Genomic DNA, 14914 nt, shown 5'->3' with positions numbered 1-14914 from the left:
TGAATTTTCAGGACCAGGTCCAGTTTTCTACCTCCGGCATGTCTTCGAGGTGCTCGACGATGTAACGCGAGTGCTTTTCGAGCTGTGTGCGGCAGAACTCCGCCAACTCGGACGCCCCGGCCGGCCGGCGCTTGGAGCGTCGTAGCGCCTCGATCACCAGGTGGTAGCGGCTCATCTTGTTGAGGACAACCATGTCGAACGGTGTTGTGGTTGTTCCCTGTTCACTGAATCCGCGGACGTGGAAGCGTTCGGGACTCGGACGCCCGTGAATCAGTTCGTGCACCGCACGCGAGTATCCGTGGAATGCGAACACGACGTCGGTCTGCGCGGTGAACAGATCGAGGAAGACCCGCTCCCCGAATCCGTGGGGATGCTCGGTGGGGGTCAGCAGGGCCATCAGATCTACGACGTTGACGACGCGGGTGATCAGTTCGGGTGTGTGATCGCGCAGCAACTGTGCAGCAGCCAGGATCTCCTGCGTCGGCACATCTCCCGCGGCGGCCAGGACCACGTCCGGTTCCTGTCCGCGAGCCTCGGTTCCGGCCCATTCCCACACCGAAGCTCCCGCCGCGCAGTGCTCGTGCGCTTGCTCGAGCGTGAGGTACTGCAGATGCGGTTGCTTGTCCACGACTATCAGGTTGACGTGGTCGGTACTACGCAGGCAGTGATCCGAGATCGAGAGCAAGGTGTTGGAGTCCGGCGGTAGCCACACGCGGATCACACTGGGGGCCAAGGGAATAACGGCGTCGATCATGCCGGGGCCCTGATGACTGAATCCGTTGTGATCGTTGCGCCAGCACGTACTGGTCAACAGCACGTTGAGCGAAGCGACGGACGCCCGCCACGGCAGGTCGACGGCATGTTGGAGCCACTTGGCGTGCTGGATGAGCATCGACACGCTCACCATCGCAAATGCTTCGTAGCTCGCGAACATCCCGTGTCGACCGGACAGCAGATAGCCCTCGAGCCAACCTTCGCAGAGGTGCTCGCTGAGGACCTCCATGACACGACCGTCCGCGGACAGTCCGTCGTCGTAGTCGGTGATCGGCAGTTGCCAGCAGCGGTCGGTTGTCTCGAACACGGCCCCGAGTCGATTGCTCGACGTCTCGTCCGGACAGAAGAGTCGGAAGATCCCGCCGCTGTCCTCGGTTTCGGTCGCGGCGTAGATGTCGCGCAGAAGCTCGCCGAGCACTCGCGTCGTCTCGTGGAAGGTCGAGCCCGGGGATTGAATGGGAAGCGCGTACTTTTCGAGCGGCGGCATCGGGAGATCGACGCGAAGTCGTCCACCGTTCGCGTAGGGAGTACTCCCCATGCGCTTGTCCCCCGCCGGCGAGAGCGCCGCGAGTTCCGCGACCAGTGATCCGTTTGCGTCGAACAACTCGTCCGGACGGTACGACCGCATCCACTCCTCGAGTTGCCGCAGATGTGATTCGTTGGTTCGCACGCCGGACAACGGCACCTGGTGCGCACGATGTGTGCCCTCGACCAGGATTCCGTCGACGGTGTGTGGACCGGTCCATCCCTTCGGCGTTCGCAAGACGATTGCCGGCCACGAACCCGACCACTCCTCGCCACGGCGTGCGGCACCCTGCATCTCGCGGATCTTCTCGTGTGCCTGCGAGATCGCTTGATACAACTGAGGAAACACCGCGTCGGGATCGTCACCGGAGACGACGATCGGCGCCCACCCCTGGCCGCCGAGGTAGGCCTGGATGTCTTCGTCGCTGCTGCGTCCGTACACGGTCGGGCCAGCGATCTTGGCGCCGTTCACGTGCAGGATCGGCAGCACCGCGCCGTCGCGTCGTGGATTCAAGAATGCCGGTAGCTTCCACGAGCCGGACAACGGCCCGGTCTCCGCTTCGCCGTCGCCGATCACACAGGCCACCACGAGATTCGGATGATCGAAGGCAGCGCCGGCCGCATGGGCAAGGGCGTAGCCGAGTTCGCCGCCTTCGTGGATGCTTCCGGGTGTCTGCACGCTCACGTGGCTGGGCACCCCGCCGGGAGCCGAGAATCGCCGACACATCCGATGGATGCCCTCGGCGTCGTCCGACACTTCCGGATAGATCTCCGAATACGTTCCCTCGAGATACGTCGACGCGACCAGCGCCGGTCCCCCGTGACCCGGACCGGTGACGTACAGCCAGTCCGCACCGGTGGCGACGATGTGCCGATTGAGGAGCGTGTAGATCATCGACAGGCCGGGGCTGGTCCCCCAGTGCCCGAGCAATCGAGGCTTGATGTGCTCTGCACGCAACGGTTCACGCAGAAGCGTGTTGTCCTTCAGATAGATCTGCGCAACGGTCAGGTAGTTGGCCGCTGCCCACCACTTCAGGTCGAGCGCGAGCTGGTCTTCGGAATAGTGGTGATCGGTCATCAACGACTCCCGTACCTCACGAGGGTGCCCGAGCAGTCCGCCCGAGCCTGTGCTCAGAGCCGAGCCTAGGCGTAAAAAGCATCCGAGTCAGTCGGTACAGATGATTCGACGACCATGGTCCCCGGTCGCATCCTCGACTGCCGCCCGCGACGACGCCATGCCGAGACGGGGACCGGTTTGGTCTTGTCCCCCCGTGATGCGCTACGCTAACGCAGCCCAATCGGCACACCGAGTATTCGGTGCGCCCCCGTAGCTCAGGGGATAGAGCGTTCGCCTCCGGAGCGAAAGGTCGCAGGTTCGAATCCTGCCGGGGGCACCACGAAAACGCAGGTCGGCGACAGATTTTCGACCTCGTTACGGTGCCATGCCAACAGATCCAGAGTCTTCTCCCCGACTACTGTCGATCTCATGCCTCGCGTCGATCCCGCTCCCACGTACACGATGCGTCAGCTGGCTGCGTTTGTCGCGGTGGCCGAGACCGGAACGATCAGTGCCGCAGCCGAGCGCCTGCACCTCTCCCCTTCCGCTCTGTCCTCGGCGCTCACCGAACTCGAACGCGCGCTCAAAGTTCAACTGTGCGTTCGCCGTCGCTCATTCGGCATTCAACTGACCCGCACCGGCGAATCCGTTCTGGTGCGCGCCCGCGCGCTACTTCAGCAAGCCGGGGAACTCGAGTCCGACGCACTCGGAACCGGCGGAAGCGTGTCAGGGCCCATTGCGATCGGCTGTTATCCCGCTCTGGGGCCGACGGTTCTGCCGTCGATGATCGCCGGGTTCACCCGTGAGAATCCCGACGCGCAGGTGGAGTTCCGCGAGGACACTCAGAATCGACTCCAGACACATCTCGAGAACGGCGAGTTGGACCTCGCGATCGCGTACGACCTGGACCTCTCGCCACAATTGCGCACGGTTCCGTTGGCCGTCCGCGAACCCTTGATCGTCCTGGGTGCCGAACATCCGCTCGCGCGGTCCGAGCGACCGATCCATCTTCCGGACCTCGCGGAACACCCGATGGTTCTCCTCGACGCTCCGCCGAGCACCAAACACGCGCTCGATGTCTGTCGCGCAGGCGGATTCATCCCGAAGGTTGCATACAGAACCGCGAACTTCGAGACGGCGCGGGCATTTGTCGGGCGCGGACTCGGCTGGACGCTGTTACTCCAGCGCCCCAAGATGGACGTCACGTACGAGGGGCTCGAGGTGGTCGTCAAGACCATCGCTTCCCCTGTCGTGCCGTCGGTGCACGTAGTTCTCGCGTGGCACCAGAACACTCGTCTCAGCCGCGTCGCACGCGCTTTCATAGAATTCGTTTCACCCTCGGAACCTGCCCAATAGTCCCACTACCAGGCAGCGGAGCTGGTTCCACGTATTTTCCGTGCAAGAACCTCCAATTCTTTCGCTTTTCAATTGTTGTGGCGCACGTCATTGTTTCTTCAAGCCACATTCATCTCGAAAGGCACTTCATGACCTCCATCGCCTCACCGACCGCTACGCGCACCGCCGCGACGGTCAAGGCGCGCAAGGCCGCCCTCGGCAGCTTTGTCGGCACCGCCATCGAGTGGTACGACTTCTTCATCTACGGCACCGCCGCCGCGCTCGTGCTCGGCAAGCAGTTCTTCCCCGGCACGTCCGATCTGGCCGGCACCCTGGCCGCCTTCGCCACCCTCGCCGTCGGATTCGTCGCGCGACCCATCGGCGGAATCGTGATGGGACACTTCGGCGACCGCATCGGACGCAAATCCATGTTGGTCACCTCGTTGATGCTGATGGGCTGCGCCACCGTTGCCATCGGCCTGCTACCCAACTACGCCGCCATCGGCGTCTTTGCCCCCATACTCCTGGTGGCTTTGCGATTCGTTCAGGGACTCGGCGTCGGCGGCGAGTGGGGCGGCGCAGTTCTGGTCGCCACCGAAAACGCACCGGAGGGCAAGAAGGGGCTGTACGGCAGCGCACCACAAATCGGTGTTCCCGCAGGCGTACTGGTGGCCAATCTCGTCTACCTCCCCCTCGCCGCCTTCATGGACGACGATGCATTCAACTCCTGGGGATGGCGAATCCCGTTCCTGCTCAGCGCAGTTCTCGTAGGTGTTGCGATGTGGATCCGTCTCGGCCTCGAGGAAAGTGACGAGTTCACCGCTTCGAAGTCCGAAGCACCGGCGGAGTCCATGCCGATTCTCGAGGTTCTCACCAGACACTGGAAGACAGTGCTCCTCGCCGGCGGAACCTTCATCGCCACCAACGGAATTGCGTACGCGTACATGGTGTACGTCCTCAAGTACGGCGAGACCGAACTCGGCTTCGGCAAAACCACGATGCTCTTCCTCCTCATCGCATCCTGCCCGTTCTGGATGGCGGGAATGGCTTTCAGCGCTCACAAGTCGGACACTCTCGGACGCCGAACCGTCTACATCCGCAGTTCGACCGCGCTGGTAGTGGCGGCAGCGGTGTTCTTTCCGCTGATCGACACGGCGATCGTCCCGGTGATGCTCGTATCGATGATCGCCCTCGGCTTCACGCTCGGCTGCTGCGCCGGGCCACAAGCGGCACTGTTCGCCGAGTTGTTCCCCGCACATATCCGCTACAGCGGAGCGTCACTCGGATACCAGATCGGCGCAATCCTCGGCGGCGGTCTGGCCCCGATGATCGCCACTGCGCTCTACGCCGCCTTCGACACCTCGTTCGCCATCACCGTCTACTTCGTGATCATTGCCGTGATCAGCCTGGTTTCCATCCTGCTACTCCCGGAACCTCAACTGATCCCGAAAACCACTGCCGCACAGAAAGCCTCGTGACCATGTCGACCTACTTTCATCCGAAGAAGTACGCACCCGAGGATTTCGCTTCCACGGCGCCTTCGGCCGACGCACTTCCCGTCGTGATCGTCGGAGCCGGCCCCGTCGGCATGGGCGTAGCCATGGGCTTGGCACAGCGCGGCATTGCCGTCACGATTCTCGAAGCGGCCGATCAGGTCTCGTTCGGCAGTCGCGCGATCTGCGTGTCACGGCACAGCCTCGAAGTTGCCGAGCGTCTCGGCTTCGGCGCCGAACTCGAAGACATCGTTCTGCCGTGGGTGGGTGGCCGGAGCTACTACCGTGATCAGGAAGTGCTGCACTTCCGCATGGCGTCCGCCGATCACGACGCACGCGGTCCGATGGTCAACGTGTCGCAGTCCGAGTTCGAGCAGATCATGACGGACAAGCTGCTCGCTCACCCTCTGGTGAACTTCCACTGGTCGTCGTCGATCGCGGGCATCGTGGCCGGCGATGACGAGGTGACGCTGACCGTCGACACCGCGTTCGGAACTCGCGAACTGCGCGCGGCGTGGGTAGTGGCTGCCGACGGTGGCCGTAGCAAGATGCGCGAACTCAGCGGAATCCGCTTGCAGGGCAACAGCTACGAGGGCAACTACGTCATTGCCGACATTCATTGGGAATCGGAACTTCCGGCCGAGCGTCTGGTGTGGTTCGACGCACCCAGCAACCCGGGGTCCACGATCATCATGCACCGCCAACCACGGGACATCTGGCGCATCGACTACCAGCTCGACGCGTCGGACGATCCCGAGGCAGAGACGCAAGAAGATCGCATCCGCGACCGCATCACCCGCCACCTCGAATGGCTGCAGAGCGATATCCCCTGGACCCTCGAATGGTTCGGTTTCTACCGCGCCCATGCACTCGCCCTGGAAGATTTCACTCACGGCCGTGTGCTCTTTGCCGGCGACGCCGCGCATCTTGTTCCGATCTTCGGTGTTCGCGGCCTCAACTCGGGTATGGAAGACGCCGAGACCTTGGTGTGGCAACTGGCCGCCGTCATCAACGGAGCTGCCGATACCGCCATCCTCGACGCGTATTCGAAGGAACGTCGCAGCGCGTGGCAGCAGAACGTCGACAATGCAGGCAAGTCGACGCTCATCATGTCTCCCGGCAGTCACGGCTACCGAACCACCCGCGACGCCGTACTCGAACTCGCCACCAAGCGAAGCGAATTCGCGCACCTCATCAACCCGCGCCAGTCGAGTGCAACGCATGCCCGACTCTCGCCGCTGACGTGGCCCACAGCTGCGGGCACCGAGGGCGTCCTACCCGGGGATCCGTTGGAAGACAGATTCGTCCAGGTCTCGATCGACGGTTCGAAAACCTCCTTGAACAGTCTGCGCGGTACTGGATTCGGCCTGCTGGCTTTCGGACTGTCAGCTGAGTCGGTCCACGAACTCGTCGCACAGGCCGAGATTCTTGCTCAGGCGATTGCTCCGGAAACCGTACGGGTGATCACCGCGGGAACTACCGACTCCACGATTCCCGATGCCGAAGGCAATCTCGCATCTGCCCTCGGTGCTCGTGTCGGCGAGATCATCGTGATTCGGCCCGACGGATTGGTGCTCTGCCGCATCAGCGATCCCACGCAATTGAACGACGTGGCCAAGCACCTGACGGCCGGTACTGCGCCCACGCACTTCGATGCAGCACCGTCGGCGACTACTGCGGTGATCGACGACGAGGGCCGCCGCGAACACGTCTGGTTGGCACTGTCGAACGCACTCGATCAGGCTGATCCGTCCGACCGCGAAGCCATGTTGGTGCGGCTGGCGCTGATTCTCGGTTCGCAAGCTACGTCGACAAGCATCGATGCAGCCCTGAAATCTGCTGCTCGCTAGTTCAGACACAGCAACTCGGCCGCGCAGGATTGTCTCCTACGCGGCCGAGCGCATTCGCGGATGAAGCGAGTATTCAGTTGACCTCGGCCAATTCCTTTTCTTCCTCAGCGCGCCTGTCACTCGCCGAGTTTCCCCTCAGCGACCTTCCACGTACCAGCGGCGAGACGGTGATCGCCAAGCCCACCAGCGCGACTCCGGTAACCAGGATCAGTCCGGGATGGAACTGTTCGAATCCGGCGGTACCGGCACCGGATGCGGTGTGCGATCCGGCGGTCACGAGGGCGGTAGTCAGAGCGAGTACGAGCGCCGCACCGACCTGAGCGGACGTGTTCACCAGCCCGGACGCCAAACCCTGCTCCGAGTCGTCGACGCCGGAGGTGGCCTGGGCCATGATCGAGGTGTACCCCAAGGCGAATCCGAGTCCGAGCAGGATGACGCTCGGCAGAATCGCCACGACGTACGACGGTGAATCGCTGCCCGCGAAGAGGAACCAGAGGTACCCGACGCTGAGCGACGTCAGTGCCGCGATGATGAGCTTGGCACTGCCGTACAGGTCGACCAGCCGTCCGACGAACGGCGATCCGAATGCGACGATGATGCCCGCGGGGAGCAATGCCATCGCCATCTTCAGGGGCGACCAGCCGAGGGCCGACTGCAGGAAGATCGTCATCATGAACTGGAAGCTCAGGTAGGAACCGAAGAGAGCGATGATGGCCAGATTCGCACGAACGATGGTGCCGACGCGCAGAAGCCCAAGTCGTACAAGTGGATGAGCGACCTTCTTCTCCACGAAGAAGAACGTCGCAAGAAGCACGGCTGCGACGGCGAACGAACCCAGCGTCATCGGGTGTGCCCACCCACGGGTCGGAGCCGAGACCATCGTGTAGACCGTGAGAAGCATTCCCGTCACCAGGGTGACGGCGCCGACGAGGTCGTGTCCCCCGGTATCTGCGGGACGGTCCCGCGGAATGAGGAAGTATCCACCGATCAGCGCGATGACGGCGAACGGAACCGGCATCAGGAACGTGAATCGCCAACCGGCACTGGTCAACAGCCCGCCAAGGATCAGGCCCGACGAGTAACCACTGGCACCGAACACGGAGAACACCGACAGCGCACGGTTACGGGCCGGGCCCTCCTTGAACGTCGTGGTGAGAATGGACATTGCGGTCGGAGCGGTGAAGGCCGCAGCCAACCCCTTCACGAATCGTGATGCGATCAGCAGTGTTCCGTTGTCGACAAGGCCACCTACCAGCGAGGCGATGGCGAACACGGTCAGCGCGATCAGGAAGACCTTCCTGCGCCCGAGAAGATCGGCGGTACGTCCACCGAGTAGCAACAAGCCGCCGAACCCGAGGACGTAGCCGTTGATGATCCACTGCAGCGAAGTAGTGGACAGGCCCAGTTCATTGCCGATGGACGGTAGAGCGACGCCCACCATCGACACATCGAGACCGTCGAGGAACAACACGAGGCAGAGCACCGCGAGGATGCCCCACAGCTTGAGGGACCAGCCCTCCCCTGTGGCCGGGTCCGTGGATTCCGTAGAACCCGGGGTTTCCGGCGAATCGAATGGTTTGAGTGTCGAGTCTGTGCAAGTCACGTCAGCGAGAATAGATGCACATGCACATAATGCACAAGCATTTAATGCAATTGCACGTAATCGAGTCTTCAACTAGAATGCGGTCGTGACGTCGGAATCCGAATTGCGCAACACCTGGCGCTCGCTGTCGACCAGCTACAACGACATCGCGTGCGAACTCGATCGCCAGATGCAGTCGGCGCATGGGCTGAGCATGAGCGACTTCGAGGCTCTCGACCGGCTCATGGACGCCACGTGCGAACGTCCACGCATGCAGGAGCTTGCCTCGGAGATGTACCTGAGTCCGAGCGCGCTCTCCCGTAGCGTGGCCCGTCTCGAGAAGGCCGGACTGGTTCAGCGAGCACTGTGCGAAGCCGACCGGCGCGGGGTGTTCGTCGACGTCACCGACAAAGGACGTCAGGTACACGCGGACGCCAGCAAAATCCAACTGGCCGTATTGGATTCACGCCTGCGCGAGCAATAGCCGTACGGCGGAGGAGCACCGCACCGCGCCCGGCCACCGGGCACGGACCGTTCCGGACTAGACTGAGCACATACCGACGCGCCTTTCTGTTGCCGTCGGCGATCGACAGCAGCGCAGCCGGCACGCTTTCACGCGATCCTGGCCGAGGCAATCTGCCAGCGTTCCTGCGGCTTCTGCTAGTCCCTCAGGCGCCTGCCTGACATCTCTACCTGCTCCTATAGAGAGATACACAATTGAACAACGCACGCACCCTTGGAGTCATCGGACAGTCGAGCAAACCGGCAGAACGCCGGTTGCCGATCCATCCTGCGCATTTCGATCGCATCGATGCCGAACTACGTTCTCGGATCTACCTCGAAGAAGGCTACGGCCACCCCTTCGGTTACTCCGACGACTACCTCTCGCGCCTGGTGGCCGGAATCCGCACGCGCAAGCAGATTTTGGCGGAAACCGATGTGGTTCTGCTGCCGAAGCCGTTGGTGCGTGACCTCGCCGAACTCCGATCGGGTCAAGTTCTCTGGGGCTGGCCGCACTGTGTCCAGGACACCGAGCTGACACAGATCGCGATCGACAAGAAACTGACCCTCATCGCCTTCGAAGCCATGAACTTCTGGCACAGCGACGGATCGTTCAATCTGCATGTGTTCCACAAGAACAACGAGTTGGCCGGCTATTGCTCGGTACTGCACGCCCTGCAGTTGATCGGTTCCACCGGAGACTACGGCCGCCGTCTCACTGCTGCCGTGATCGGTTTCGGTGCCACAGCGCGCGGCGCCGTCACTGCACTCAAGGCGCACGGTATCCATGAAGTCGACGTACTGACTCAGCGCGGCGTCACCGCCGTCAGCTCCCCTATCCACTCGGCGCGCATGGTTTCTTTCGACAACGACAACGGTGACGTCCGCGGCAGCCACGTCATGCTCGACAATCACAGCGTGCCGGTGCCGGGTTTCCTGGCCGAGCACGACATCGTCGTCAACTGCGTCCTGCAGAACACGGATGCCCCGCTGACGTTCCTGACCGAGGAAGATCTCATGGACTTCCAACCGGGAAGCCTCATCGTGGACGTCTCGTGCGACGAAGGCATGGGGTTCAGCTGGGCTCGTCCCACCTCGTTCGCGGATCCGACCTTCATCGTCGGCGACAACATCACTTACTACGGCGTCGATCACAGCCCGTCGTACCTGTGGAACTCGGCGTCATGGGAGATCAGCGAATCACTTCTTCCCTACTTGCCCACTGTGATGGCAGGAGAGACGGCTTGGAAAGCAGACGAGACCGTCGACCGCGCCATCGAAATCCGTGACGGCGTCATCGTGAATCCCGCCATTACGCGTTTCCAGCACCGCTCGGCGGACTACCCGCACGCTGTCATCGCGGAGTAGGCGCCTCGATCAGGCCTGGCCGGCTGCCGCGTTGATCGGCGCCATGTCGAAATAGTCGCGCCAGGCACTGATCTTTCCGTCCTCGACTTCGAATACCCCCATGACCGGGAGTGCTACCTCGGCACCGTTGATGGTGAAGACGTCGACGCGCTCGTTCATGACGGTGTTGCCGTCCGCAACCTGACGCTTGATCTGAAAGTCGATGTTGCCGAAGGCACCGACAAATTGCTCGATGAACGCCCGGACGGCCTCGCGACCGACCACGGGCTCCATCGGGATGTTGTGATAAACGACGTCATCGGTGAAGTGCTCAACGATCTTCGCGACGTCGGCGTTCGCCCAGAGTGCACAGAATTCGGTGATCAGCTTGTCCGGTGTCATTGTGTGCCAGCCTCTTTCGAATCGTTTTCGTGGGGTTCGATGATTGCCAGGATGCTCTCGATCTCGCCTGCCGGTATCCCGAAGTACTCGGTGACGAAAACCGTACTGGCCGGGGCTTGGCCAGGTGTTCCGAGGTCGAGCAGGTACCGCGCCACGACGCTCTCGCCCCACTCACGCAGCGCGAGTTCACGTATCGCCACGATTCCGCGATATTGCTGCCCCTGTTCGAGTTCGTTGCTGATGAAAGCGCCGGTATCACCCGTTCGCTGACCGTTCTCGACCCGCCAGGCGTCGGCGGCGAATCGGACCTTCGTTGCGTCGTGAGTGAGCAATGCGTTCACGTATTCACGCGCCATGGCGACGCGTCCGCTGACCGCAGACTCCGTGGAGTGCTTGGCAATTGCGCCCAGGATCGACTCTGACAACTCCGGTCGGCAGATCACGAGATCCGGTAGGTAGGGATGTGATTCGTTGTAGAGCAGCGGCGAACCGTCGATGCGGCTGCAATGCAGCCCGGCCGCCTGTGCGACGCCGACGGGTGCAGCCGAATCCCATTCCCACTGCCCACCGGCGTGCAGGTACGCGTCGACCTCTCCGCGCACCACCGCCATCGCCTTGGCGCCGGCCGATCCCATGTGCACGACGTCTGCGCCGAGTTCGGCCGCCACGGCTTCGGTGAATGCGGGCGGTCGCGAGCCACTGACGACCACTCGGAGCGGCGAGTTGGCGGCAACCGAGACTGCCTCGTCGCCACTGGAGTACACCGCTCCGAGCGCCGGCTGCGACACCGCGGCTGCGGTAATTCCACGACCGCGTTCCCAAAGCGCCACGTGCACTGCCCAATCCGCATGATCCGGCAAGCCGTATTCCTTGGAGCCGTCCAGCGGATCGATGATCCAGACCCGGGATGCCTCCAGACGATTGCGATCATCGGCCGACTCTTCCGAGAGCACGGAATCTTCCGGCCGCTCGGCCGCCAACCGGTCGAGGATGTAGGAATCGGCTGCCTTGTCGCCTCGTCGGCCCAGCTCACGACCGTCGTCGACACCCAGGCCCTCGGCTCGGATCCCCAGGAGGATCGCACCAGCGGCCTGCGCCAATTCCGCCGCGAGTGCCTCGTCGGCGATTCTGCTGTGTGTGGATTCGCTCACCGGTCCAACACTTCCATAATTCGCAGCGCAAGTTCGGTAGGCGTTCCGTCTTCGGGTCTGATCACCAGCTCGGGGCTGGCTGGAGCCTCGTAAGGATCGTCGACCCCGGTGAAACCCTTGATTTCCCCGGCCCTGGCCTTGGCGTACATACCCTTGGGGTCTCGGGCTTCACATTGCTCGATCGGGGTGTCGACATAGACCTCGACGAACTTCAGTCCAGCAGCCTCGTGGGCCGCCCGAACTCGATCGCGGTCCTCGCGGTACGGACTGATCAGGCAAGCCACTGCCACTGCACCTGAATCAGCGAACAACTGCGCCACGGCGCCGACTCTGCGAACGTTTTCCGCTCGGTCCTCGGCACTGAACCCGAGATCCGCATTCAGGCCGTGCCGGAGGTTGTCGCCGTCGAGTCGGTACGCCGGGATACCCGCGGCCACCAACCGGCGCTCGAGTTCCACCGCGATCGTCGACTTACCCGAGGCCGAGAGTCCGGTGAGCCACACAGTCCCACCGGTGGTCGCACGCTCCTCGCGAGAAACCTCCGAACTGTGCCAGACGACGCGCGACTCCTTGAGCGTCGGACCGTTGATCATTCCAGCAGCAACGGTATTGCCCGTGGTCTCGTCCACGAGAATGAAGCTGCCCGTCACCCGGTTGCGGCGGTAAGGATCGAACATCAACGGTTGCTGCGTCTTGATCGAGATGCGTCCGATCTCGTTGAGGGACAGAGATTCTGCCTTCTCGTCGCGGTGCAGAGAATTGACGTCCAGGCGATAGTCGAGCTTGACGATCTGCGCTTTCGTGGAGCGCGTGGTGTGCAGCAACGAGTAGCGGTTGTTCTCCGACAGGGTGGTCTGTTCAGTCAACCAACAGACCATCGCATCGATTTCCTGCCCGACCTGCGGCCGGTTGTTGAGCCGACACAATTGGTCCCCGCGGCTGACGTCGAGATCGTCGGTCAGCTCGATACATACGGCCGACGGCGCAAATGCCTCGTCGATCACGTCACCGCCCGGCCCGTGGACTGCCTTCACCGTCGAGGTGAATCCTGAAGGTAACGCCACGATTTCGTCACCAGGCTTGAAGACACCACTGGCAACCGTTCCGGCGTATCCACGGAAATCGTGGAGGTCGGCATCTGTTTGCTTCTGCGGACGGATCACGTACTGCACCGGAAACCGAGCGTCGATCAAGTTGCGATCCGAAGCGATGTGCACCTGCTCGAGATGGTGCAGCAGAGAAGGCCCGTCGTACCAGGACATGTTCTCGGTCCGGGCAACGATGTTGTCTCCCAACAGCGCCGACACCGGAATGAACGTCAGGTCGTGGACGTCCAACTTGATCGCGAACTGTCGAAACTCTTCCTTGATCTCCTCGAACCGTTCCTGAGACCAGCCCACCAGATCCATCTTGTTCACGCACAGCACGAGGTGCGGAATCCCCAGGAGCGTGGAGAGGAATGCGTGCCGCCGCGTCTGTTCGAGCACGCCCTTCCGTGCGTCCACCAGGATCAGGGCAAGATCGGCCGTCGACGCGCCGGTCACCATGTTGCGGGTGTACTGCTCGTGCCCGGGAGTGTCGGCGATGATGAACTTCCGGTGAGGGGTCGCGAAATACCGGTGGGCCACGTCGATCGTGATGCCCTGTTCACGCTCAGCGCGCAAACCGTCAGTCAGTAGCGCGAGGTTGGCGTACTCGTCTCCTCGCTCTCGACTGCTCCGCTCCACGGCCTCGAGTTGGTCCTCGAAGATCGACTTGGAGTCGTAGAGCAACCGGCCGATGAGTGTCGATTTTCCGTCGTCGACGCTGCCCGCCGTGGCGACTCTCAGCAGTTGCGGCATCAGAAGTACCCCTCTTTCTTACGATCTTCCATGCCGGCTTCGGAAATTCGGTCATCAGCTCTGGTTGCGCCACGTTCCGTAATACGGCTCGCTGCAACTTCTTCCACGACAGCAGCCGGCGTTTCGGCCGACGATTCGACGCATCCGGTACACGTTGCGTCGCCGACCGTACGGAAGCGCACCAACGCCTCGTAGGACTCTTCGCCGTCGCGAAGTTCGAGGAAGCGGGTGCGTGCCAACAACATTCCGTCGCGCGGAACCACGTCGCGACGATGGGCGTAGTAGATGCCGGGAAGGTCGATCTGTTCGCTCTCGATGTACTGCCAGATGTCGAGCTCTGTCCAGTTGGAGAGCGGGAAGATCCGAATATGTTCGCCCTTACGGTGTTTGCCGTTGTACAGATTCCACAGTTCGGGTCGCTGCACCTTGGGATCCCACTGCCCGAACTCGTCCCGGAAGCTGAACACCCGCTCCTTGGCGCGTGCCTTCTCCTCGTCTCGGCGAGCACCACCGAACACGGCGTCGAACTTGTTGTCGCGAATTCCGCGCAGCAACGCGTGTGTCTGCAGGCGATTGCGACTGGAACCGACTCCGGTGTCCTCGATGACGCGACCGGCGTCGATGTCGTCCTGCACGCTGGAGACGACAAGACGCAGGTTGAAGCGATCGACCGTGCGGTCGCGAAATTCGATCACCTCGTCGAAATTGTGACCGGTGTCGACGTGCATCACGGCGAACGGCAATGGGGCAGGCCAGAATGCCTTGGCCGCTACGTGCAGCATCACGACGGAATCCTTACCTCCGGAGAACAGGAGGACCGGCTTTTCGAAAGTCGCTGCGACTTCGCGGAATATATGGACCGCCTCCGCTTCGAGTGCTCGCAGATGCGACAACTCGTAGGCGGGCGGGGTCTGGAGTGTTGCCATGTCTTTCGCTCCTGAGCATCACGTACTCCGTGCGGAACACCATTTCCGCATCGGTACATTTATGTACCGGACTGGTTCTAATTTGAACGCAACCACAGAATAGAACTCGTTCTACCCAAAGGTCAATGTC

The 14914-nt window shown here is 62.2% G+C and carries 11 protein-coding genes and 1 tRNA gene; 6 read left to right on the top strand and 6 right to left on the bottom strand.

Translation table 11 applies throughout. The annotated features are described in order from the left end of the window. Window positions 1-7 precede the first annotated feature (7 nt). Window positions 8-2377: a phosphoketolase family protein gene (locus I7X09_RS27935; RefSeq protein ID WP_200314740.1), complete on the bottom strand. Its 2370-nt coding sequence runs from the start codon at window positions 2375-2377 to the stop codon at window positions 8-10. Between the two features lie 243 nt (window positions 2378-2620). Between I7X09_RS27935 and I7X09_RS27930 the strand changes: the two genes are divergently transcribed. The 4 genes from I7X09_RS27930 to I7X09_RS27915 all read left to right on the top strand — a co-directional run bounded on the left by I7X09_RS27930 (window position 2621) and on the right by I7X09_RS27915 (window position 7034). Next, window positions 2621-2696 (top strand) — tRNA-Arg (locus I7X09_RS27930). 89 nt (window positions 2697-2785) lie between these two features. Further along, window positions 2786-3712, top strand: coding sequence for a LysR substrate-binding domain-containing protein (locus I7X09_RS27925; RefSeq protein ID WP_200314738.1), 927 nt, complete (start codon window positions 2786-2788; stop codon window positions 3710-3712). A gap of 128 nt (window positions 3713-3840) precedes the next feature. Then, window positions 3841-5169 (top strand): MFS transporter, encoded by a 1329-nt coding sequence (locus I7X09_RS27920; protein ID WP_200314736.1) that lies wholly within the window; start codon window positions 3841-3843, stop codon window positions 5167-5169. Between the two features lie 2 nt (window positions 5170-5171). Next, complete coding sequence (locus tag I7X09_RS27915; RefSeq protein WP_200318116.1) at window positions 5172-7034, top strand: FAD-dependent monooxygenase; 1863 nt, start codon at window positions 5172-5174, stop codon at window positions 7032-7034. A 73-nt stretch (window positions 7035-7107) separates the two neighbouring features. Here the strand turns inward: I7X09_RS27915 and I7X09_RS27910 are convergent, their stop codons facing one another. Next, window positions 7108-8637 (bottom strand): MFS transporter, encoded by a 1530-nt coding sequence (locus I7X09_RS27910; RefSeq protein ID WP_124569476.1) that lies wholly within the window; start codon window positions 8635-8637, stop codon window positions 7108-7110. 85 nt (window positions 8638-8722) lie between these two features. On the opposite strand from I7X09_RS27910, the gene I7X09_RS27905 reads away from it, so the two are divergent. Together I7X09_RS27905 and I7X09_RS27900 are read left to right on the top strand one after the other, a co-directional pair. After that, entirely contained in the window at window positions 8723-9100 is a 378-nt protein-coding gene (locus I7X09_RS27905; protein WP_003941367.1) for a MarR family winged helix-turn-helix transcriptional regulator, read from the top strand. A 233-nt stretch (window positions 9101-9333) separates the two neighbouring features. After that, window positions 9334-10485: a N(5)-(carboxyethyl)ornithine synthase gene (locus I7X09_RS27900; RefSeq protein ID WP_095971591.1), complete on the top strand. Its 1152-nt coding sequence runs from the start codon at window positions 9334-9336 to the stop codon at window positions 10483-10485. 9 nt (window positions 10486-10494) lie between these two features. Here the strand turns inward: I7X09_RS27900 and I7X09_RS27895 are convergent, their stop codons facing one another. The 4 genes from I7X09_RS27895 to cysD are packed head-to-tail and all read right to left on the bottom strand — an operon-like array spanning window position 10495 to window position 14784. Beyond that, complete coding sequence (locus I7X09_RS27895; protein ID WP_095971590.1) at window positions 10495-10866, bottom strand: limonene-1,2-epoxide hydrolase family protein; 372 nt, start codon at window positions 10864-10866, stop codon at window positions 10495-10497. Continuing rightward, window positions 10863-12017, bottom strand: coding sequence for a 3'(2'),5'-bisphosphate nucleotidase CysQ (locus tag I7X09_RS27890; protein ID WP_200314734.1), 1155 nt, complete (start codon window positions 12015-12017; stop codon window positions 10863-10865). Before I7X09_RS27890 ends, I7X09_RS27895 begins: the two co-directional genes overlap by 4 nt. Continuing rightward, the gene (gene cysC, locus I7X09_RS27885; RefSeq protein ID WP_124569479.1) at window positions 12014-13858 is read right to left on the bottom strand and encodes an adenylyl-sulfate kinase; all 1845 of its coding nucleotides are present in this window, start codon (window positions 13856-13858) and stop codon (window positions 12014-12016) included. Before cysC ends, I7X09_RS27890 begins: the two co-directional genes overlap by 4 nt. Continuing rightward, window positions 13858-14784, bottom strand: coding sequence for a sulfate adenylyltransferase subunit CysD (cysD, locus tag I7X09_RS27880; protein WP_095971587.1), 927 nt, complete (start codon window positions 14782-14784; stop codon window positions 13858-13860). Before cysD ends, cysC begins: the two co-directional genes overlap by 1 nt. Between the last annotated feature and the right edge of the window lie 130 nt (window positions 14785-14914).

The sequence above is a fragment of the Rhodococcus sp. P-2 genome, from assembly GCF_016598535.1.
Lineage (GTDB): Bacteria > Actinomycetota > Actinomycetes > Mycobacteriales > Mycobacteriaceae > Rhodococcus_F > Rhodococcus_F baikonurensis.
Note: the sequence above shows the minus strand (reverse complement) of the source record. Positions and strands in the feature narration are given on the sequence as shown.

Bases quoted from the DNA above. Each gene is read 5' to 3' on its own strand.
- I7X09_RS27920 (WP_200314736.1), top strand. From the start codon at position 3,841: ATGACCTCCATCGCCTCACCGACCGCTACGCGCACCGCCGCGACGGTC.
- I7X09_RS27895 (WP_095971590.1), bottom strand. From the start codon at position 10,866: ATGACACCGGACAAGCTGATCACCGAATTCTGTGCACTCTGGGCGAAC.
- cysC (WP_124569479.1), bottom strand. From the start codon at position 13,858: ATGCCGCAACTGCTGAGAGTCGCCACGGCGGGCAGCGTCGACGACGGA.
- cysD (WP_095971587.1), bottom strand. From the start codon at position 14,784: ATGGCAACACTCCAGACCCCGCCCGCCTACGAGTTGTCGCATCTGCGA.
- I7X09_RS27935 (WP_200314740.1), bottom strand. From the start codon at position 2,377: ATGACCGATCACCACTATTCCGAAGACCAGCTCGCGCTCGACCTGAAG.
- I7X09_RS27915 (WP_200318116.1), top strand. From the start codon at position 5,172: ATGTCGACCTACTTTCATCCGAAGAAGTACGCACCCGAGGATTTCGCT.
- I7X09_RS27925 (WP_200314738.1), top strand. From the start codon at position 2,786: ATGCCTCGCGTCGATCCCGCTCCCACGTACACGATGCGTCAGCTGGCT.